We start from the raw sequence: 20,638 nt of genomic DNA, 5'->3' as shown, positions 1-20,638 counted from the left end.
CTACTTCGAGCTTGTCGGCCCGAAGTTGAATTCCGAGGGTTGGAGTATGACGAACCCCGCGCCGAGGAATCGCACCTGCGCTACCTCGCCGGAGCCGCCGCGCAGCATCGATCCAAAACTCTGGGTGCGCACGATGGACGTCTGCAAGCCCGAGGACCAGCCGATCAGGGCATCGGAATCGGCGAACACCGGTTGCTGGTGGCTGACGGGGACGACGATCGGCTGACCGTGGCTGGTGATCGCCAGCCGACCCTGCCCCCGGAACACGCAATTGAACAAGCCGCCGCCGACGAAAGCGCCGGCGCCGGCAACCATCTGGATGTCGTAGCCGAGGGTGGGCTCGTAGACGAGGATGTGTTTGCCGTTGATCGAGAGTGAATCCCCGGGATCGAGGTCGATCAGAAAGCAATCCGAAGCATGGTGCGCGAACCAAACCTCGCCCTGCCCGCGGCAGGTCATCAACGGCACCCCCTCACCCGTTGCGAACCGCTTGACCAGGTTGCCCAGACCCTGGCTCTTCACCTCGAACGCGAACTGCCCGCGGTAGCCGATCATGGCGCCTTGGCGGGCGTACACCTCGCCGTCGACGCACGCCTTCACACACTTGGTGTGCTGCAGCGTGATGCCGAGTTGGGTCGCATGCTGGGCCGTATTGTTCGCCTGGAAGATGTCACTGCGCATGCGCGTCGGTGCTCCTGAACGGTTGCTGGTCGCGCCTGTTCGGACCCCTCTGGGGGCGAGCGCTTACCTCACGATACCGAGCCTCCAGAAGGGTGCCCACCACACGATATTCGGCATTGCAGCGCGTCCTCGATTGCCGCGGTCGCAGAGACCGGTTCCCTCTATTCCGGCTCAGCGTCGCCTGAGATCGCGAAGCGGAACCTGCAATGGCTACTCGGGATGACCGGCTCCTGGACCAACCCGTGCGCCCCGATGGAACCTTGCATTCTCCCCGTCCATGTTGGCAGCCAGGGCAAGGACCACGTCCGATTCGGACGTCCACGACCGTGCGTCCAGCGGATGAGCGGACGGTCATAGGACCGGGGTGGATGTGTCGATCTCGATCAAAACCTTACGGTCGTTCGGCTAGGGTCGACGCGGGTTGTCGCAGACAAACGAAATGGGTGTGGGTGTGATGGTTTCGTCGACGCTGATGAAATTGTTCGGTCGAGCCGCAGCGTTGGCCTTGGTTGCGACAGTGTCGGTGGCACCGGGTGTGGCGATTGCGCAGCCTGGGGTGGAACCGGTATCGGCGACCACATGGCTGTGCCATCCGTCGATGGCGAATGATCCCTGCGATCTGCCGTCCGACACCACCGACCTGGGCACCGGAGAGGTGACTACCGCTACCTCGGTCGATGAGGCCGACAAGCCGGTCGACTGCTTCTATCTATACCCCACGGTCAGCAATCAGGTGGCGTTGAACCAGGATCCGGTCGTGCAACCGGAGGTGCGTTCCATCGCCAATTTTCAGGCGGCGCGGTTCTCGAATACCTGTCGGGTGTTCGCTCCGGTGTATCGGCAGGTGACCTTGCCGGCGCTACCACTGGAACTGGCCACCGGAGTCGCCCTCCATGAGGTGGGGTACCGCGATATCGAAGAGGCGTGGAACAACTACCTCGCCAATGATAATCACGGTCGCGGCGTGATCATCATCAGTCACTCACAGGGCACACTGATGGCGCGCAAGCTGATCCGCGAACACATCGACCCCGATCCGCAGTTGCGTTCCCGACTGGTCGGCGCGTTTCTGATGGGTGGCAATGTGACGACCGCCCGCGCAAGCGTCACCGGAGGTGATTTCACCTCGATTCCGCTGTGCACTCGACGCGGGGAATACGGTTGTGTCATCGCGTATTCCGTCGCACAGAACGACCCGCTGATCTCGCTGTTCGGCAACGCGGATCTGAGCCTGCTCTCCCTGCGATGGGGCCTGCCCTATGGTCCCGGCTACCAGGTCGCTTGCACCGATCCCGCTCTGCTCAGCGGCGACGATTCCCCGCAGCCGGTGACCGTGCCGTCGGATCCGTACGCGTTCGGCATCATCTCGATCCTGCTCGGCTACACCACTCTGCCGGGAACTTCCCCGCACTCCGACTCGACCTGGACCTCGACCGGATCCCGCGCGACCGGCTACTGCGTAGAGCGTAACGGCTACAACTTCTACCGGGCCATAATCACCGGCCCTGAACGCCTCAACGAGATCCCACTGTTCGAATCCCACCTGATCGACATCAACTACGGCTACGACCGCCTCATCTCGATCGCAAACCAGCAAACCCAGGCCTGGCTGGCTTCGCACTGAACATACGCACGGCAATCGGCAGTCGAGTGCGTTCGTCGGCTGGTTCCGCGGCCCTCGGGATCGCGTGGGCCGCGGCATGAGCGTGCGTCTCGAGCCGCGTCGCGTGCAGCCCTGAATCGGGTCGCGCCCAGCTGCGATCACGGGATGTTCTGTGCCTGAGAGGGTTTTATTCGCTCCCGGGAAGTCGTGGTTCCGCGTCGGGTGAAAACGGTTCGCTGCCGGGAGGATAGATCGGCTCCGGGCGAGTTACGAACAAGTAGTCTCGGAAGGCTCGCAGGTACTTGTCCAGGTCACGTTGATCGGCGAACCTGGCTTCGGTCGGGTCGAACCACTCGTCCGGTGTCGGCCGCCACCAGATCATGAAGTCGAGGGCCTCGCGCACCAAGGCCCCGTAGGTCGGATCCGCAGCGCAGGCCCGGCGCAGCGGCGGGGCATAATGCCGCATTCCATCACCGCGCTCGGCGCGGTGCATGCCCATCAGCGGCCACAGCAGGCCATCGATATGCGGGATTTCTTCCCACCATGTGGTTTTCGTGCGCGGATTCGCGCTAGCCCGCACGCGGCGGTGTGCTGCGGTGACAGGCGCCGGGTAGTCGCAGGGTGCTCCCCGTCGGTCGATGTCGTGGGTCGGCCCGATTCCGAGGTTCACGGGTGGATACCAGACGCCGCGCCACACTGAAACGCCGAAATGGCTGGGATTCACCGGTAGTGGCTCGGCCAGCGAGACGTCGACGGTGATTCGGTGCACGGGTGGCAACAGTCCATCGGGGAACAGATCGGCGACCATCGACAAGCAATCCCGCACGTCGAAGCCGGTCACACCGACACCCTGCCAAAACCGGGCGTCGGTGCACTCGTGCGGGTCGAATTCGATCCAAAACCGCCGCGCCGTGCTCATCCGCGATTTCCTCCCACCGGCACTGATGTCGAACGTCGACCCGATGATCCCAGAGCTGATCAGCGTCCACCACTCGATAATCGGTAGATGCGGACGTTCGTGACCGCGCGCCCAAGGGCACTAGCGGATGTCTGTGATGCTGGTGTCTTGGACGGAGCGATCGATTGCTCGGAGGCTAGAGTCGATTCATGAAACGTCGGCCTGTCCTCGTCGTGGCCCTGATCGGGGGCTTCATCGGCGCAATGCTGTCGAGTCCGTTTGCCATGTACTTCGGCTTCGGCACCGCCATTGTCGGCGTGGGAATCTTGCTGGCTGGAGCCATGATGTTCGGCGGCCTCTGCGCTGCACTGGCATGGTCCGTCAGGGCTGACCGGCGTAACGGTGGTTATCGCTGTCGTGGTGAGAGCCGGGCATAACTTTCCGAAGCTACGGTCTGGCGGCGGTACGGCCAGTAGCCGTGGAGGACGCGGTAATCGGCAGATGCGGACGTTCGCGACCACGCGATCTGCGGCAATATAGGTCGTTGGTCATGCACCGAACTTGATAACCAGATCTTTGGCCTCGATCGGTCTTCCGCCCACTGTAGGGAGCGCTTGCTACTGGCCTAGACCGAGTGAGCTGACAGACACGAACCGCCGCCATCCGGATCAGGCGGGAGAGGATGATCTGCGGATCGGATCGCCCATGGCCTGACAAAATCACCTCGCACCGGCTTCGGTGTTCAGGTACTCCACGAGATCTCGGGGTAGGCCGTGGGTGTCGTGCAGGTAGTGGTAGTCGTCGTCGTTCAAGGGTCGGTGAATCGGCGGTGGGACAGGACTTTTCGTCCGCGTTGGAGTAGCCGATCGAATTTGTGTTCCTCATCGAGCAGGATGGTGCGTACCGCGTGGGGGTGCACGGGTTGCCGGAAGTGCTCGAGGTGTTGCACGAGCTCGATCGGCAGGTCGGAGAGGGTGCGGGTCGGATCATCGCGCCACAGTGTGGTGAGGGTGCGGCGGATCAAACGGCGGAGTATGTGACCGCGACCGGACGGGGAGGGTGTGACGTGGTCGCCGAGGACGACGATGCCCGATCGCAGGTGGTCCGAAAGTAGTCGCAGCGACCGGTCGTCGAGCGGGCCCCAGAGTCTGGGCAGGGTGGTCAGCCAGGGCTCGAAAACGTCGATCTCGAAGACGGACCGCGTGTTCTGCAGGATTCGCATCAGTCGTTCCACACCCAAGCCGGTGTCGATACCGGGTCGGCGCATCGGTTCGAGACTGCCGTCGGGATGGCGGACATATCGCATCATGACGTGATTCCACACCTCCACCCACCGGTCATCGGATGTCGGTGTGCCCTGCGGTATTTCGTGTCCCGTCCAGAGGAAGATCTCGGAATCGGGCCCGCAGAGTCCGATCGGGCCGTTGGACCACCAGTTCTCGTCGGTGGTCGGTTCGACCGGTAAGCCCAGCTCAACCCACGTGCGCCACGATTCGTGGTCGGGCTCGACCTGTTCGTCACCGCCCTAACACAGTGACGTACATCCGGCTGGGGTCGATGCCGAAGCCGTCGCGCAGCAGTTCGAATCCCCAACGCAGGCTCTGCGGGCCGCTGTAGTGACCGAGTGACCAGGACCCGAGCATTTCGAAAACGGTCAGGTGGGTGTCGTCACCGACCTCATCGAGATCGGTGGTGCGCAGGCATCGCTGCAGGCCGGTGAGCCGCTGGCCGAGCGGGTGGGGTCGGCCCATCAGATAGGGGGTCAACGGGTGCATGCCGGAGGTGGTGAACAGGACCGGATCACCCGGTGAGGGAATGAGCGATCCGCCCGGCGTGAGTTCGTGCCCGCGTTCGCGGAAGAACTCGAGGAAGGTCTGAACGGTCTGGTCTGTCGTGATCACGGTGGTTGCTCCATCGATGTGAAATCGACCGGAAGCGACCGCACACGGCAGGTCCGGCAACAAGACCGACGCAAACCAGCGGACCGTTTCCGGCCGCCGGCAGGGGAGAAAGAGGTCAGGCGGCAGCGACCGGCGAGCTGAGAGCTCGTGCGGTCGCGGCAGCGATTCGTGAGGTGACCTTCATGGTTGCAACGGTAGCGATCAGGTCGTGCGGAGCACCACCGATTTATGTGCGGACGCCACTGGGCGATGCATCGGGCCGGCTACATCTTGGCGTCGCGCGCCATGGCGAAACTGTAGAGGCCGTAGGTGATGATGCCCAGGCCGGCGATGATCAACAGGGCCGCTCCGAAGGGTTGTGCCCCCAGGGTTTTGAACGCGCCGTCGAGGCCGGAGGCTTCGCTGGGAGCGGATCGAACGACCGCGACTATCACCAGCACTCCGATGGCCGCGATGGCCAAACCCTTCGCGATGTATCCGACCGTGCCCAACCGACGAACCAGGTTGCTCGTGGAGCCTTTCAGGTCGGAGAGGAACTTCTGGGTCGCTCCCTTGTAGACGTGATAGCCGCCGATCGCGATGATGATCAGCCCGGCGACGACGAGAGCGATCGTGCCCATGCTCGATCGCATCATCGCAGCAGTGATCCCCGTACTCTGCTCGCTACTGGATTGGCCCGCGCCCTGGGCGAATCTGAATGCGGAGACAGCGAAAGCGAGGTAGACCACCGCCAAGGAGAATGCCTTGACGCGATGGACAGCCTCGGATTTCTTGCTGTCGTCGTCGGGTTCGGACGCGCTGCCGAGTGCCGCTTCGGCGAGCCGCCACAACGCCATCAGCGAGAACGCCACGACACCGACCCAGAGCGCGATGACACCGCCCGGCTTGGCGGCCAGTTCGGCCATGGCCCCCGACTGGTCGGCGGCGCCACCCCCGCCACCGAGGGCGAGCCGGATGGCGATGTAGCCGATGATCAGGTGCACGATCCCGCTCATGACGAGGCCTGCGCGGGCGAATCGTTCGAAGATGCTGTTCTGGGCCACCCGGGCCACGGCAGTGGACGAGTTGTCCGATGACGAGGAGGAGGCGGTGTTGTGCGGCATGGTAAATCCCTGCGTGTGGTCGATCCGTCGACGTAGTCCGCAACGGTCGGCCCACGGGATCTACCGCGGGAGTCTCGTTCGGCGAGGCTAGTCCTTGAAGGCGTCTGTGATGTCGGCCCGACCCGCAGCCTCGAGGCTGCGGTTGCCAGTGGCTCGACCGAAAGCCTTCTGTGAGATCGAGTCAACGCCGTAATCCGTCCGGTGTCAACGCCGTCGATCTTGATCACAGGGACCTGTGCGATGGAGGCGAGACCGCACGTCGACAGCCGGTCAGTCGAGGGCGACACCGAGTTCGGCGGCGAAGGTCCTGATCATGTGCTGGACGCCGATTTCGTTGCGGCCGATGATCATGTGGTCGTGCTGACCCTGGCGGACACCCTCCCCACATTGGGGCAGCATGGCGAAGTCTTCGTCGCGGACCGCGGCGTGCACCTGGTCGTAGATGGTGTCGTAGACGGCGCGTTGTTCATCGGTGGTCGCGGGGAACTTGGCCATCCAGCTGTGTCGGACGGTGCACCTGGTCGGGGCGCCGGCGGGCAGCATGTCCAAGATCTCCACCCCGACCGGGCTGTTGGCCAGGATCAGGTTGGGATAGATCCAGTAGATAACGCCCATGTTCAGCAACGGGTTCCAGTCGCCGGCCGGGTCGGTGTCGAGGTTGGTGATCCAGTTGAAGGGGAATCCCATGCGATGGTGTCGGCCGAATCCGTCGTGGGTGGAGGTGTTGGCGACGGTGTTCTGCCCGATCACGCTCTGACCGTGGACGAAGGGGAAGTGGTAGCTCTCGGCGAAGGCTTCCAGCGCGCCTTTCCAGCTGACCTCGGAGACGAATTCGCGGTCGTCGTGGTAGCCGTAGGAGCCGTAGTCCAGCTGTGCCAGCTCCGGTCCCATCGCGCCGAGGTGCGCGTCGACGTCGATCGCGCCATCGGCGGAGAGCACGGCCCAGATGAAGCCGTGACGTTCCTGGCTCGGCAGTTCGACCAACCCGTAGTCGCCGCGGTCGAGACCGGTGAAGCCTTCTTTGCCCGGCATCCCGGCGAGTTCGCCGGTGTTCTTGTAGGTCCAGGCGTGGTACGGACAGGTGAAGCGGGTGGCGTTGCCCGACCCGCACGCCGGTTGTGCGCCGCGGTGGCGGCAGTAGTTCAGCAGCACGTGCGCGGTGCCCGCACGGTCGCGGGTGATCAGCAGCGAATCGTTCAAAACCTGGCGCACGACATAGTCGTTGGGTTCGGGGATCCGGGCGCTCGGCATGACCGCCAGCGGGGTGCGGCGCAGGATCTGCGACTCCTCCACCTCGGTGATCTTCGGATCCCGGTAGTAGTGCAACGGCACGCGCAAGGGGGATTCGGCCATGTCGGTGGTGCGGTCGAGGACCAGGCGCAGCGCGCGTCGAGTCAGGTCGTCGGTCAACCCGGCAGTGCCGGGGGCGGTGTGAAGGGTCATCGGGAGACCTAGCCTTTCCGTCTTCATTCAGAACATACACTTGACTAGATATGTATGGTCAAAATCGTCGAAAATTCCAAGAACCCTGATCAGTCGATAGTGTCGGCTCGAGAGAGGCGTCCGATTGGAGGTTCGATTGCGCAGGCATGGCTGGTCCGGAGCGGTCCCGAGTACCGATGCCGAGGCCGTCGACCGCATCCTGGCGGTCGCACGGGCGGCTATCGAACGGTCCGGTGCTGATTTCACGATGGCCGAGATCGCCCGCGAACTCGGCGTCACCCGGCAGACGGTGTATCGCTACTTCCCCAATGCCGACGCGTTGATCGCCGCCACCGCGCTGGTCGAGACCGGGCGCTTCCTCGACGTTCTCACCGCGCACCTGGACCGGATCACCGACCCCGCCGACGCGGTGGTCGAAGGCATCGCCTACACCCTGGAAACGCTGCCGCGGGACCGCTACCTCAGCCTGCTGTTGACCCCGGGTCGCGTCGGCGCCTACTCCGCCGACGTCACCTCCGACACCGCGCTGATCCTGGGCCGTTCCATCCTCGAGCGCTTCGCCGTGGACTGGGAGCGAGCGGGCATCGACAACGCCCACCTCGACGAACTCGTCGAGCACATGCTCCGCATCGTCCAGTCCTTCGTCCTGGATCCGGGCCGCCCCCCTCGTCGCGCCGCCGACCTACGTGCCTATCTCGCCACCTGGGTCGCGCCCGCCCTGCGCAATATCCAACAGCGGTAACGACTTCGGACTTCGCAAGGCTCGAGCGGGCGGCTCATCGCTGGGGTTTCAGCGTCAACTGGTCACTGTCGAACGCATCGCCACAGGCCGTGCAGTGCACCTCGGCGACGAACTCGTGGCCGCAGGTGTGATCGAAGCGAACCGGGTCGTCGCCCTGTCGGACGTGCTCGTGGCCCCACCGTTTGAGGGTGAACAGCACCGGTGCCAGTGCTCGTCCGGCAGCGGTGAGCCGGTACTCGTACCGGACCGGTCGCTGGCTGTACTGCTTGCGGGCGATGACGCCGTGCTCGACCAGCTTGCGTAGGCGCGTGGTGAGGATGTCGCGTGGCGCCCCGGTGTTGCGGGCGATCTCGGTGAATCGTCGCTGCGCGTAGAAGAGTTCGCGCACGACGAGCAGGCTCCAGCGGTCGCCGACGACTTCGAGCGCGTCGGCGATCGTGCAGTCCCTTGGTGTCTCCTCCGCGGGTGCTGTCGGCATGCTTCCATCCTCACCCATGTGGGTTGTGTTTTCAAACTGACTATGCGAACGTCTAGTCAGTTTGAAATACCAACTCTCTTGGAGGCTCTCGTGTTCCCCTCTACGATCGCCGGCTTCATCGAGCGACGGGTCCGCCGATGAGCACCCGGGTGGCAGTCCCGAGCGGCGAGGTCGCGCCCGAGGCCGCCACCAGGACGACAGCACTGTTGTGCGTGGCCGCGTTCATGACGATGCTCGACCTGTTCATCGTGAACGTGGCGTTCGAGTCGATCGGACAGACCTACTCCGGATCGTCCTTGGCGGGACTGAGCTGGGTCCTCACGGCGTACATCGTCGTGTACGCCGCCTGTCTCATCCCGGCCGGGAGTCTGTCCGACCGGTACGGACGCAAGCGGGGATTCCTCGTCGGTCTCGGTGTGTTCACCGTCGCCAGTGTCGGCTGCGCGGTAGCGCCGACCCTGGGGCTGCTGATCGCCGCTCGGGTCGCGCAGGCCGTCGGCGCTGCGGTGCTCACCCCGGCGAGTCTCGGATTGATCCTCAGTGTGCTGCCCGCGGAACGTCGGTCCGGCGCCGTGAAGATCTGGGCCACCAGTTCCTCGTTCGCGGGCGCGCTCGGGCCGGTCATCGGCGGCATGCTGGCCCAGAGTTCCTGGCGGTGGGCGTTCCTGCTCAACCTGCCCATCGGCCTGGTCGCGCTCGCGGTGGCGGTTCGCCTGATCCCTGCGGCCGCGCCATCCGCGCGTACGCGCGTTCCTGATCCGGTCGGCGCGATCGCCATCGCGGTGTCGATCGGTGCCCTGTCATTGGCTCTGGTGAAGGCCGACGACTGGGGCTGGGGCTCAGCGCGGACGCTGCTCACCGTCGCGCTCGCGTTGGCCGCGCTGGGGCTGCTGACCTATCGCGTCCGGACGCATCCGGCGCCGGTCATGTCGCCACGTCTGTTCCGCACACCGAACTTCGCCATCTCCAACATCACGATCCTGATCTTCACCAGTGCCTTCGGCGCTGTCTTCCTGAGCGTGTCGCTGTGGCTGGAGACCACAGCCGACTACGGCCCCCTCCGAGCCGGGTTGTCCATGCTGCCCGGCCCTTTGGTAGTACCGCTGTTCGCGTTCCTGACCCAGCGCTGGGCCGCGAGCGTGCCACCCAGGTTCATCGTCTCCGTCGGCTTCGCGATCTTCGGGCTCGGGTCGCTGCTGCTCGCGACCCAGGGCGGCGCTCACTACGCCACCGATATCCTCCCGGGCTGGATCATCATCGGCGTAGGAATCGGGATCGCCATGCCCACCGTCATGGGCACCGCTACCGCCGAGCTCGCCCCGGCGGATACAGCCACCGGCAGCGCTGTGGTCAACACCGCTCGTCAAGCAGGCTATGCCGTCGGTATCGCCGGGCTCGTCGCCATCCTGGGCGGCCAGTCGGTCATCCATGGCGATGAAAACTTCAGGGACGGCTGGATCTTCGTCACCGCGCTGGTACTCGTCAGCGCGGTGACCGCACTCGGGATTCGGCAGCAGAGCAGTCGCCAGACAGAAACCAGGTGAGGCAACGATGACATCAGAATCTCGACTCTTGACCGAAGCCACGGACCCCGACGTCCTCTCCACGGAAGCCGGTGCGGCGATCCTCGCCGGCGCCCCATGGCAGCGGTTCGGCGTCTTCGGCGACAGCCTCTCGCTCGGTGTCGGAGACGTGACGCCGGGTTACGACGACTTGGGATGGTCTGCTCGCGTGGAGCGCGTGCTGCGCCGGGTCCGTCCCGACCTCGCCCACATCAACACATCGAGGGTCGGCGCCACCACCGCGCAGGCGCTCGATGCGCAGGCGGAGCGGATCGAGGAGTTCGGCCCCGACCTGCTGCACGTCAACAGTGGCGCGAACGACATCATGTGTCGCACACCTGATTGGGAACAGATCGAGGACGATCTCCGCGCGATGTACGAGTGGGCGACGGGGACGGGTGCTCAGGTGAGCGTGTTCACGCTCGGTCGAGCGTTCGTGATCCCGGCGTTTCCCGATTTCCGCGACCGCGTCGCCCGGCTCAACGACCTCACGCGTGTGCTGGCAGCGCAGTATGACGCGGTTGTCGCCGATTGCTGGGATCATGCGCTGAACGAGCGGCCGAATCTGCTCAGCGAGGACCGGATACATTTCGCCACGACGGGACAGGCGATCATCGCGAGCGTTTTGATCCAGGCGCTCGGAAGGCGTCTGGGCTGAGTCGAACGCTGTCAACGCACCGGACTACTTGAACGCGAAGGCGTTTCGTTGAGCCCAGTCCGCGAAGGTGTGCGGCGCGCGGCAGAGCACCCTTTCGATGTCGGGGGAGATTCGTTGTTCCTCGGGTTTCGGCGCGCCGAGGATGTCCAGGGTGGTCTCGACGACGGGTTCGGGCATGAAGTGCAGCATCTGGGCACGTGCCTGCGCCCGGGTCTGTTCGACGAACCGAAGCGGTTCGCCGAGCGCCGCACCGAGGTCTTCGGCCCGCTGCGTGGGTGTGCTGAGCGCCGGGCCGGTCAGTGTGTAGATCTGTCCGGCGTGGCCGTCCTCGCGCAGCGCGGCCGCGGCGACCTCGGCGATATCGGACGGATCGACCACCGGCAGGCCGACCTCACCGAACGGGGCCGCGACGGTACGTTCGGCACGGGCCGATTCCACCCAGGCGTAGGCATTGGAGGCGAAGGCGCCGGGCCGCAGGATCGTCCATGCCAGCCCCGACCCGCGGACGGCTTCCTCGAACGAGTGCCCCAACTGTCCGTGGGAGGCCGACTCCGGCCGGGTGGCGACGCCCTGCGACGAGAGCTGCACAACTCGTTGGATACCAGCGGATTTCGCGAGTTCGAGGATCGCGCGGGGATCCATCAGGTGCGCACTGGTGCCGGTGTCGTGCAGGAACAGCGCTCGCGCGCCCGTGAAGGCGGGGGAGAGGGTTTCGGGCGCGGTGAGATCGGCGCGCTGGTGGCGCACGCCGTCCGGCAGCGCGGGCCCGGTGATGCCACGGGACACCGCGGTCACCTGCTCGCCCGCTGCGGCAAGGGTCTGAACAAGGGTGCGTCCGACATTGCCGGTTGCTCCGGTTACAACGATCATGCTCGCTCCTGAGTTAGTTATCTGACTAACAAGAACGTAGCCGACCGGTAGGCGATCTGTCCATAGTCAGTTGTGTGACTGACTGAGTCGGTGGGCAAGGGTGCGGAGTCGGAAGGATTCGCCTGCCGGGTGATGTCGGTGCGCTGGCTTAGGCTGGGAGAGTGTCGGTGTTACCTCTGATCTTCACCGCGGGCTGGGCCAGCGGGATCAACGCGTACGCAGTGGTGTTTCTGCTGGGGCTGTTCGGGCGGATCGGGTGGGCAGGCGATGTGCCACCCGGGCTGCAGCGGACCGATGTGCTCGTTGTCGCCGGGGTGTTGTTCCTGGTCGAGGCCGTGGCGGACAAGATCCCGTATCTGGACTCGTTCTGGGATGCGATACACACGGTGGTGCGGCCCGCGTCGGGCGCCGTGATCTCGGCTCTGATTGCGGGCCAAGATGATTCGCTTCCCACGATGTTCGCCGCCGCTGTCGGCGGCACCACCGCTCTGCTCAGCCACATCGTCAAAGCGGGCACGCGGATGGCGATCAACACCTCCCCTGAGCCGGTCACCAATATCGCGATGAGCACCGCCGAAGACGTCACCGTCGCCGGTGTCCTCACCCTGGCGGTGTTCTTCCCGGTGCTGGCGGCGGTGATCGCCGCGGTCCTACTGGCGATCGGATTGTGGGTGGTCTACCTGTGCGCCAGCCGAATCCGCCGCTATCTCCGACGCCGACGAGAACGCCGCACCGAGCGGTTCGCCGGTGTCGACCAGGCCCTGGAATAGCGCCGTCCGGCCTGGCCTCTCGCTCGGGCCGGACCGGCGCTGGAATCTCACCGCACCTGCGGCGCCACCTTCGTGCCGAGCAGGTCGATGCTGTGCAGCACCTGCTCGGGCGGCAGTGTCCCCACGCTGGTGTGCAGCATGAAGCGATCCAGGCCGAGGGTGTCGCGCACCTCGGCGATCTTGCTCGCCACGTAGTCGGGGGTGCCGACGAACAGGGAACCGCTCTGCGAGCGCAGGGCGTCGAACTGCGCGCGCGTCATCGGACCCCAGCCGCGTTCGCGACCGATGGTCGACATGGCCAGCGCGTAGGGCTCGTAGAACTGCGCGACCGCCTGCGCGTCGGTGTCGGCGACATAGCCGTGCGCGTGGACCGCAACCGGCTGCTTCTCGTGTCCGCCTTCGGCGAGCGCCCGGTGGTAGAGGTCCACCAGCGGCTTGAACCGCGCGGGCTCACCGCCGATGATCGCGATGGCGAGGGGCAGGCCGAGCAGGCCGGCGCGAACCACCGACTCGGGACTGCCGCCGACCGCGATCCACACCGGCAGGGGTCGATCGTCGGTGCGCGGATACACCGTCGCGTCGTGCAGCGGTGCGCGGAATCGGCCCGTCCAGGTGACCGGACCCTCCTCGCGCAGATGCAGCAGCAGTGCCAGCTTCTCCTCGAACAGTGCGTCGTAGTCGGAAAGGTCGTACCCGAACAACGGGAACGACTCCGTGAACGACCCACGACCCGCCATCAACTCCGCGCGCCCGTTCGACAGCCCGTCCAGCGTCGCGAAGTCCTGGAACACGCGCACCGGATCATCGGAGCTGAGTACGGTGACCGCGCTGGTCAACTGGATGCGCTCGGTCCGGGCGGCAGCCGCGGCCAGCACGACGGCCGGGGCGGACGCGGCGAAATCCTGGCGATGATGTTCGCCGACGCCGTACACATCGAGCCCGGCGGCCTCGGTCGCCACGGCCTCGTCGACCACCTGACGCAGCCGCTGGGCGGCGGTCGGCGCAGGCCGGTCACCGGTGGGGTACAGCTCGGCGAAGGTGGTGAGCCCCAGTTCCATGTGAACCTCTCTTCGGAATGCAGTCCTCTGATAAACGGACCGCAGTCCGATAACATTCCCCGATTTGTGGATGTATGCGGATTATCTATGACGAAACTATAGTGAACGGTATGACTGCTCTGGCGCCGACGCGCACCGAACCCGATCTGTCCTTCCTGCTCGACCGCACCAGTCATGTTCTGCGCACGCAGATGGCGGCGGCGCTGGCCGAAATCGGCCTCACGGCGCGCATGCACTGTGTGCTGGTCCACGCGTTGGAAGCCGAACGGACGCAGGCTCAGCTCGCCGAGCTCGGTGACATGGACAAGACCACCATGGTGGTCACGGTCGACGCGCTGGAGAAGGCGGGTCTGGCCGAACGCAAACCGTCGAGCACCGACCGCCGCGCGCGCATCATCTCGGTGACGCCCGCGGGTGCGGAGCTCGCCGCGCGCAGTACCCAAATCGTCGACGGTGTTCATCAGGGCGCGCTCGGTTCGCTGCCGAAGGCTGAGCGTGAATCTCTGGTGCGGGCGTTGAATCACCTGGTGGAGGGCCATTTGTCGGCGGTGGTGGAGGCTGCGCCCGCGCGTCGGGCCAGGCAATAGTCCGTAATAGATTGTCTACTACGGAACTATCTAGTACGGTCTCTCTTGTTCGCTTCGAGCAGGAGATGACCCATGACACAGTCCCAGCGCACCGCCCTCGCGGTGCTGTCGGCCGCGATGCTGATGACCATCCTCGACGGCAGCATCGTCACCGTCGCCATGCCGGCGATCCAGGAAGACCTCGGCTTCTCGCCCGCCGGTCTGAGCTGGACCGTGAACGCCTACCTGATCGCCTTCGGCGGTCTGCTCCTGCTGGCCGGGCGCCTCGGTGACCTGATCGGCCGCAAGACGATGTTCGTCACCGGCAACATCGTCTTCACCGCCGCCTCGGTGCTGGCAGGGGTGGCGAGCACGCCCGCCGTACTGGTGGCGGCCCGCTTCCTGCAGGGCGTCGGCAGCGCGATCGCCGCCTCGGTGGTGCTCGGCATCCTGGTCACGATCTTCACCGAACCCCGCCAACGAGCCACGGCCATCGGTGTTTTCAGCTTCACCGGCGCAGCGGGGGCCTCGATCGGGCAGGTGCTCGGTGGCGTGCTCACCGACGCGCTGAACTGGCACTGGATCTTCCTGATCAATGTGCCGATCGGCGTGCTGACGGTGCTGGTAGCGGTCAAGGCACTGCCCACCGACCGTGGTCTCGGCTGGTCCGCCGGTGCCGATGTGCTGGGTGCCGCGCTGGTCACCGCCGGTCTGATGCTCGGTATCTACACTGTCGTCGAAGTCGAACGCTACGGCTGGATTTCGGCACACACCCTCGGTCTCGGCGCGCTCGCCGCCGCACTGCTCGCCGCTTTCGTCGTTCGTCAGGCCACCGCGGCGAACCCGCTGTTGCCGCTGCGAATCTTTCGCTCCCGCAAGGTCTCCGGCGCCAATCTGGTCCAGATGCTCACCCTCGCGGCCATGTTCGCGTTCCAGATCATCGTCGCGCTCTACCTGCAGAAGGTGCTTGGCTACAACGCATTGCAGACCGGGCTGGCCATGCTGCCCGCCGCCGTCGCCATCGGCGGGGTGTCGCTGTTCGCCTCTGCCCGCCTGATCACCCGCTTCGGCGAGCGGACCGTGCTCATCGCCGGTCTGGCGCTGCTGCTGGCCGGAATGTCGTGGCTGACGCGCCTGCCCGTCGACGCCGGCTACCTCATCGATGTGCTGCCGGTGATGGTGGCCGTCTCCGGTGGTGGGCTGGTGCTGCCCGCCCTCACCGCACTGGGCATGTCGGGCGCCGAAGCCGACGACGCGGGCCTGGCCTCGGGGCTGTTCAACACCACCCAGCAGGTCGGCATGGCGATCGGCGTCGCGGTCCTGTCCACCCTCGCCGCCGCGCGGACCGGCACCGAACTGGTCGCAGGCGCGTCCGACGCCACCGCTCTGACCAGCGGTTACCGGCTGGCTTTCACCGTCGCGGCCGGTCTGCTCGCCGTGGCGCTTGTCATCAGCGCCACCGTACTGCGCAAGCGCGACAGCACCGAAGCCGAGCCGGTCGCCGAGGCGGTCCCCGCCTCCTGAGAAGACGAATCGCGGGGGACCACCCTGCGATTCACCCCCCGGGTGGATGTTCACCCGGGGGTTCGGTGGTGTCCTCGAAGGATGCTGACCGACCGCACGACGTTGACCAAATTTCTCATCGAAGAGCGCCGCCGCCATCCCGGTTCCAGCGGTGAACTCAATTCCCTGATCCTCGACGTCGCGCTGGCCTGCAAGGCGATCTCCAAGCGCATCGCCTCGGGCGCGCTCACCGGTGTCCTCGGCGGCGCCGGGGTGGTGAACGTGCAGGGTGAACAGCAGCAGAAGCTCGACGTGGTCGCCAACGACCTTTTCCTGCGCGCGAACGAATGGGGCGGCCAGCTGGCGGGCATGGTGTCGGAGGAACTCGACGACCCCTACCCGATCCCGCCCGACTATCCGCGCGGCAAATACCTGCTGGCCTTCGATCCGCTCGACGGTTCGTCCAATATCGATGTGAATGTCGCTGTGGGCAGCATCTTCTCGATCCTGCGCGCACCGACCCCGGGCGTGGACGCGACTGTCGAGGACTTCCTGCAGCCCGGCACCGAGCAGGTCGCCGCCGGCTACGCGATCTACGGTCCCGCCACACAGCTCGTACTCACCGTCGGCACCGGCGTGCACGCCTTCACCCTCGACCCCGAGCTCGGCGAGTTCTTCCTCACCGGACAGAGCCTGCGACTGTCGGAGTCCACGTCGGAGTACGCGGTCAACAGCTCCAACCGCCGCTTCTGGGAACCGGCCGTGCGCCGCTACATCGATGAGTGCCTGGCGGGCGTGACGGGCCCGCGCGAGAAGGACTTCAACATGCGCTGGGTCGCGTCACTGGTGGTCGAAACCCATCGCATCCTGACGCGCGGCGGCGTGTTCCTGTACCCGCGCGATTCGAAGGATCCATCGAAAGAGGGCAGGTTGCGGCTGCTCTACGAGGCCAATCCCATCGCGTTCCTGATCGAGCAGGCCGGTGGTCTCGCCTCGACCGGCCGCGAGCGGATCCTCGACGTCACCCCCACCGAGCTGCACCAGCGGATCGCGTTCATTTTCGGTTCCCGTGACGAGGTAGCGCGGATCGTGAGGTATCACGCCGAAGCGGCCGAGGAGCCCGACGGCCAGTGGAGTCCGCTGTTCGGTCTACGCGGTCTCTACCGTTCCGCCACCTGAGGAGGAGAGCCATGTCCGCCAAGCACCCTGTCGTCGCCATCACCGGATCATCCGGTGCCGGAACAACGTCGGTGATGCGCACATTCGATCAGATCTTCCGCAGGGAAGGCATCGACGCCGCGTATGTCGAGGGCGACAGCTTCCACAAGTTCGACCGGGCAGGTATGAAGGAGGAGCTGGCGCGGGCGCTGTCGGATGGCGACCATACGTTCAGCCACTTCGGGCCGGAGGCCAACCTTTTCGAAGAGCTGGAGAAACTGTTCCGTGGCTACGGCGAAGCCGGAACGGGGCGAGTACGAAAGTATCTGCACGACAAGGAAGAAGCCGCGCCCTACGACCAGGACCCCGGCACCTTCACGCCATGGGAGGATATCCGGCCCGGCACCGATCTGCTGTTCTACGAGGGCCTGCACGGCGCGGTGGCCGACGAGCGGGTCGACGTGGCGCAGTACGCCGATCTGCTCATCGGGGTGGTGCCGGTGATCAACCTCGAGTGGACCCAGAAGTTGCACCGCGACAAGGACAAGCGCGGCTACTCCACCGAGGCGGTGACCGAGACGATCCTGCGCCGCATGCACGACTACGTGAACTTCATGTGCCCGCAGTTCTCCCGCACCCACGTGAACTTCCAGCGGGTGCCCGTGGTCGACACGTCGAATCCCTTTGTCGCCCGCAACATTCCGACACCGGACGAGTCGATGTTGGTGATCCGGTTCGCCGACCCGCACGGCATCGACTTCCCGTATCTGCTGTCGATGCTGCACGACTCGTTCATGTCCCGCCCGAACACGATCGTGTGCCCGGGCGGGAAGATGGACCTGGCGATGCAGTTGATCTTCACGCCGATGCTGTTGCGGCTCATGGAACGTCGCGGACGCACCCGCTGACATCGACGCGACGACCACCTCACGCGAGGTGGTCGTCGAACCATGCCACCAGCTCCGGATCGTCGAGCCCGTCGGCGACGAGTACCGCCGCGGACAGGTCGTCGGTGCGGGTATAGGCGTTCTGCGCGGCCACACACCGCAGTCCGGCAGCCACCGCTGAGCGCACACCGTTCGCCGAATCCTCCACGGCTACTGCCTGCTCCGCGGACAGGCCGGTCTGGATCAGCACGTCCAGATACACCGCGGGGCTCGGTTTCAGCACGGGCACTTCGGTTCCGGTGGTCACGGTGTCGAACGGCTCACCGAAAGCGTGCTTCAGCAACGGTTCGACCCAGGCGCGGGTTCCGGTGGTCGCGACGTGCAACCGGACACCGTGCGCCCGGAGTCGGTCGATCAGCTCCCGCGCGCCCGGACGGGCCCGGATCTGCCCGTCCGAGGCCATCTGCCGCATGATCCGGGTCTTGGTGCGGTGCAACTGTTGTGCGAGCTCGCGGGCCTGGGCGGTGGGTCGCCCGTGCTGTTCGAACCAGAACGCCAGTCGCTGCGCGCCACCGGCGACCTTCAGCAGGTTCCCGTACTCCTCGACCTCCCAGCGATCAGGGAGCCCCGCCTCGGCGAAGGCCGCGTTGAAGGCCACCCGATGGCCGTCGCGTTCACTGTCGACCAGGGTGCCGTCGACGTCGAAGATCACCGCTCGCAGGGGAGTCATCTTGTGCCGTCGAGGTATCCGCGGATCCGGGCGAGCACGGCCGCCACGGTGAACCCGTGATGAGCCATGACCTCGTCGCCGGGGCCGCTGTGGCCGAACTCGTCGATGCCGATCGCCAGATCGACCAGTCCGGCCCAGCCCGCGGTACTGCCCGCCTCGATGCTGATGGTGTGCGCGCGAGGATCAGCCGTGAAGCGTGAACGATCCAACGCCGACACCACCCGAACGTCGAGTCCCTCGGCCCGCAGTTGCTCGGCAGCACCGGCCGCCAGCGCGACTTCCGAACCGGTAGCGACGATTTCGATCTCACGCGCGACACCGGTCGATGGGTGCGCGGCGGCGAGCTCGGTCTCCACAGCGGCGTCGGCCGCGCTCTCGTCGTCAGCGATTCGTGAACCGGCGGCACTTATCTCGATGTCGAGTTGGGGGAGTGACTGCCTCGACAGGATCAGCGCGGTCGGCCCGTCGACGCGGGTCAGCGCCATTTCCCAAGCCAGCACGGTCTCCGCGTCGTTCGCAGGCCGCAACACCTGCACCCCGGGAATCACCCGCAGCGATTCGATGTGCTCGACCGGCTGGTGCGTCGGCCCGTCCTCGCCGACCGCGATCGAATCGTGGGTGAGCACATAGATCACCGGCTGCCGCATCAAGGCCGACAACCGCAGCGCGGGCCGCAGGTAGTCGGCGAACACCAGGAACGTGCTGCCGAAGACCCGGAACCCACCGTGCAGGCTCATCCCGTTCAGAATGGCCGCCATCCCGAATTCGCGAATGCCGAAAGCGACAGCGCGGGCGGCGAAGTCGTCGCGAGTCACCACATCCCCACAGACGGTGCCCGTCGAGCCGGCGAGGTCGGCTGATCCACCCACCAGTTCCGGCATCGTCGACAACGCCGCGGTCAAACACGCCTGTGAGGACTGTCGGGTGGCACGCGGTACTCGCGCCGCGACAGCTTCCAGCGCGGGCAACACGCCGTCCGGCAGCAATCGCGCTGCGGCACGCCGGAACTCGGCGGCACGCTCGGGTGCGGCAGCGTCGAACGCCGCGAACTCCTCGAGCCAGGTCGCATGCTCCTCACCGCCGATCGCGGCCAGCGCCGCACACATCGCTGCGACCTGCTCGGGTACGGCGAACGGCGGAAGTACCCATCCCGCAAGCTCTTTGGCGAGCGCCAGTTGCTCGGCCCCCAGCGGCGAGCCGTGCGCCTTCGGAGTTCCCGCGACACCGGGCGCACCATGACCGATCACCGTTCGCACCGCGAGGAAACTCGGCCGTGGATCACCCTTGGCCCGCATCAACGCCGCATCGATCGCCGCGATATCGGTCCCATCGGCCACCACTTCGGTATGCCACCCGTAGGCAGCGAACCGGGCGACCTGATCGTCGCCGCACGAACGCCCGACCGCACCGTCGATGGTGATCTGGTTGTCGTCCCAGAGCACGATCAACCCGCCCAGCGCCATATGCCCTGCGAAGGAGGCGACTTCGTGACTCACGCCTTCCATCAGGCAGCCGTCGCCGACGATCGCGTAGGTGCGATGCCCGGTGATCTCGGGATATCGGGCGGCGGTCATCCGCTCGGCGAGGGCCATCCCCACCGCCATCGCCAGCCCCTGGCCCAACGGCCCGGTGGTGCACTCCACGCCCGGTGTCTCACCGAACTCCGGATGACCAGGCGTGCGCGACCCCCACTGCCGGAACCGCCGCAATTCCTCGACGGGCAGGTCGTACCCGAACAGGTGCAACAGCCCGTACAGCAGCGCCGACCCGTGTCCGGCCGACAGCACGAACCGGTCCCGATCAGCCCACTCGGGATCGGCCGGATCGTGGCGCAGATGCCGACTCCACAGCGTCCACGCCATCGGCGCCGCCCCCATCGGCATGCCGGGGTGGCCCGACTGCGCGGCCTCCACCATGTCGGCCGCGAGGAAACGCAGGGTGTCGACGGCGAGCACGTCGGTCTGCACCGACGGCACTCTGAGCGGCCGACGAACTGAGGATTCCGGCATGGGGCGGCCTTTCTTTCG

General features: G+C 65.9%; 21 protein-coding genes. 10 read left to right on the top strand and 11 right to left on the bottom strand.

The genetic code is table 11. The annotated features are described in order from the left end of the window. Positions 1–681 (bottom strand): AIM24 family protein, encoded by a 681-nt coding sequence (locus tag ACLJPD_RS01335; RefSeq protein WP_410869824.1) that lies wholly within the window; start codon positions 679–681, stop codon positions 1–3. Between the two features lie 598 nt (positions 682–1,279). Between ACLJPD_RS01335 and ACLJPD_RS01330 the strand changes: the two genes are divergently transcribed. Beyond that, positions 1,280–2,305 (top strand): DUF3089 domain-containing protein, encoded by a 1,026-nt coding sequence (locus ACLJPD_RS01330; protein WP_410869823.1) that lies wholly within the window; start codon positions 1,280–1,282, stop codon positions 2,303–2,305. 166 nt (positions 2,306–2,471) lie between these two features. Here ACLJPD_RS01330 and ACLJPD_RS01325 read toward each other — a convergent pair whose 3' ends face one another. Beyond that, entirely contained in the window at positions 2,472–3,203 is a 732-nt protein-coding gene (locus ACLJPD_RS01325) for a hypothetical protein (protein ID WP_410869822.1), read from the bottom strand. A gap of 188 nt (positions 3,204–3,391) precedes the next feature. Here ACLJPD_RS01325 and ACLJPD_RS01320 point away from each other — a divergent pair, with 188 nt between their 5' ends. Continuing rightward, the gene (locus ACLJPD_RS01320; protein ID WP_410869820.1) at positions 3,392–3,619 is read left to right on the top strand and encodes a hypothetical protein; all 228 of its coding nucleotides are present in this window, start codon (positions 3,392–3,394) and stop codon (positions 3,617–3,619) included. 371 nt (positions 3,620–3,990) lie between these two features. Here the strand turns inward: ACLJPD_RS01320 and ACLJPD_RS01315 are convergent, their stop codons facing one another. The 4 genes from ACLJPD_RS01315 to ACLJPD_RS01300 all read right to left on the bottom strand — a co-directional run bounded on the left by ACLJPD_RS01315 (position 3,991) and on the right by ACLJPD_RS01300 (position 7,629). After that, complete coding sequence (locus ACLJPD_RS01315; RefSeq protein WP_410871886.1) at positions 3,991–4,653, bottom strand: alanine--tRNA ligase-related protein; 663 nt, start codon at positions 4,651–4,653, stop codon at positions 3,991–3,993. 46 nt (positions 4,654–4,699) lie between these two features. Next, positions 4,700–5,083 (bottom strand): alanine--tRNA ligase-related protein, encoded by a 384-nt coding sequence (locus tag ACLJPD_RS01310; protein WP_410869819.1) that lies wholly within the window; start codon positions 5,081–5,083, stop codon positions 4,700–4,702. A gap of 263 nt (positions 5,084–5,346) precedes the next feature. Further along, entirely contained in the window at positions 5,347–6,186 is an 840-nt protein-coding gene (locus tag ACLJPD_RS01305; protein ID WP_410869817.1) for a DUF1206 domain-containing protein, read from the bottom strand. Between the two features lie 270 nt (positions 6,187–6,456). Then, the gene (locus ACLJPD_RS01300; protein WP_410869816.1) at positions 6,457–7,629 is read right to left on the bottom strand and encodes an aromatic ring-hydroxylating oxygenase subunit alpha; all 1,173 of its coding nucleotides are present in this window, start codon (positions 7,627–7,629) and stop codon (positions 6,457–6,459) included. A gap of 136 nt (positions 7,630–7,765) precedes the next feature. Here ACLJPD_RS01300 and ACLJPD_RS01295 point away from each other — a divergent pair, with 136 nt between their 5' ends. Then, positions 7,766–8,371, top strand: a complete 606-nt coding sequence (locus ACLJPD_RS01295) for a TetR/AcrR family transcriptional regulator (RefSeq protein WP_410871885.1) — start codon at positions 7,766–7,768, stop codon at positions 8,369–8,371. A 34-nt stretch (positions 8,372–8,405) separates the two neighbouring features. Here the strand turns inward: ACLJPD_RS01295 and ACLJPD_RS01290 are convergent, their stop codons facing one another. Then, a complete protein-coding gene (locus ACLJPD_RS01290; protein WP_410869815.1) occupies positions 8,406–8,849 on the bottom strand; it encodes a winged helix-turn-helix transcriptional regulator in 444 nt (147 codons plus the stop codon). A gap of 137 nt (positions 8,850–8,986) precedes the next feature. Here ACLJPD_RS01290 and ACLJPD_RS01285 point away from each other — a divergent pair, with 137 nt between their 5' ends. Both ACLJPD_RS01285 and ACLJPD_RS01280 read left to right on the top strand, forming a co-directional pair. Beyond that, a complete protein-coding gene (locus ACLJPD_RS01285; RefSeq protein WP_410869813.1) occupies positions 8,987–10,393 on the top strand; it encodes an MFS transporter in 1,407 nt (468 codons plus the stop codon). A 28-nt stretch (positions 10,394–10,421) separates the two neighbouring features. Then, positions 10,422–11,069 (top strand): SGNH/GDSL hydrolase family protein, encoded by a 648-nt coding sequence (locus ACLJPD_RS01280; protein ID WP_410869812.1) that lies wholly within the window; start codon positions 10,422–10,424, stop codon positions 11,067–11,069. A 24-nt stretch (positions 11,070–11,093) separates the two neighbouring features. Here ACLJPD_RS01280 and ACLJPD_RS01275 read toward each other — a convergent pair whose 3' ends face one another. Further along, positions 11,094–11,939 (bottom strand): NAD(P)H-binding protein, encoded by an 846-nt coding sequence (locus ACLJPD_RS01275; RefSeq protein ID WP_410869811.1) that lies wholly within the window; start codon positions 11,937–11,939, stop codon positions 11,094–11,096. A gap of 161 nt (positions 11,940–12,100) precedes the next feature. Here ACLJPD_RS01275 and ACLJPD_RS01270 point away from each other — a divergent pair, with 161 nt between their 5' ends. Beyond that, positions 12,101–12,709 carry a DUF4126 domain-containing protein gene (locus ACLJPD_RS01270; protein WP_410869810.1) on the top strand — a complete coding sequence of 203 codons (609 nt, stop codon included), beginning with the start codon at positions 12,101–12,103 and terminating at the stop codon, positions 12,707–12,709. A 47-nt stretch (positions 12,710–12,756) separates the two neighbouring features. On the opposite strand, the gene ACLJPD_RS01265 is transcribed toward ACLJPD_RS01270, so the two are convergent. Further along, complete coding sequence (locus ACLJPD_RS01265) at positions 12,757–13,767, bottom strand: LLM class flavin-dependent oxidoreductase (protein WP_410869809.1); 1,011 nt, start codon at positions 13,765–13,767, stop codon at positions 12,757–12,759. Positions 13,768–13,877: 110 nt separating this feature from the next. Here ACLJPD_RS01265 and ACLJPD_RS01260 point away from each other — a divergent pair, with 110 nt between their 5' ends. The 4 genes from ACLJPD_RS01260 (at position 13,878) to ACLJPD_RS01245 (ending at position 17,902) form a co-directional block, all read left to right on the top strand. Further along, on the top strand, positions 13,878–14,354 hold the full coding sequence (locus ACLJPD_RS01260) for a MarR family winged helix-turn-helix transcriptional regulator (RefSeq protein ID WP_410869807.1): 477 nt from the start codon (positions 13,878–13,880) through the stop codon (positions 14,352–14,354). Between the two features lie 72 nt (positions 14,355–14,426). After that, positions 14,427–15,857, top strand: coding sequence for an MFS transporter (locus ACLJPD_RS01255; RefSeq protein WP_410869805.1), 1,431 nt, complete (start codon positions 14,427–14,429; stop codon positions 15,855–15,857). An 81-nt stretch (positions 15,858–15,938) separates the two neighbouring features. Then, a complete protein-coding gene (locus ACLJPD_RS01250; protein WP_410869804.1) occupies positions 15,939–17,015 on the top strand; it encodes a class 1 fructose-bisphosphatase in 1,077 nt (358 codons plus the stop codon). Between the two features lie 11 nt (positions 17,016–17,026). Continuing rightward, positions 17,027–17,902, top strand: a complete 876-nt coding sequence (locus ACLJPD_RS01245; RefSeq protein ID WP_410869802.1) for a phosphoribulokinase — start codon at positions 17,027–17,029, stop codon at positions 17,900–17,902. Between the two features lie 19 nt (positions 17,903–17,921). On the opposite strand, the gene ACLJPD_RS01240 is transcribed toward ACLJPD_RS01245, so the two are convergent. Both ACLJPD_RS01240 and tkt read right to left on the bottom strand, forming a co-directional pair. Further along, on the bottom strand, positions 17,922–18,611 hold the full coding sequence (locus ACLJPD_RS01240) for an HAD-IA family hydrolase (protein ID WP_410869801.1): 690 nt from the start codon (positions 18,609–18,611) through the stop codon (positions 17,922–17,924). Next, the gene (gene tkt, locus ACLJPD_RS01235) at positions 18,608–20,578 is read right to left on the bottom strand and encodes a transketolase (protein ID WP_410869800.1); all 1,971 of its coding nucleotides are present in this window, start codon (positions 20,576–20,578) and stop codon (positions 18,608–18,610) included. Before tkt ends, ACLJPD_RS01240 begins: the two co-directional genes overlap by 4 nt. Between the last annotated feature and the right edge of the window lie 60 nt (positions 20,579–20,638).

This window comes from Nocardia sp. A7 (assembly GCF_046549215.1).
In the GTDB taxonomy this organism is placed as follows: Bacteria; Actinomycetota; Actinomycetes; order Mycobacteriales; family Mycobacteriaceae; genus Nocardia.
This window is presented reverse-complemented; position numbering and strand designations above follow the sequence as displayed.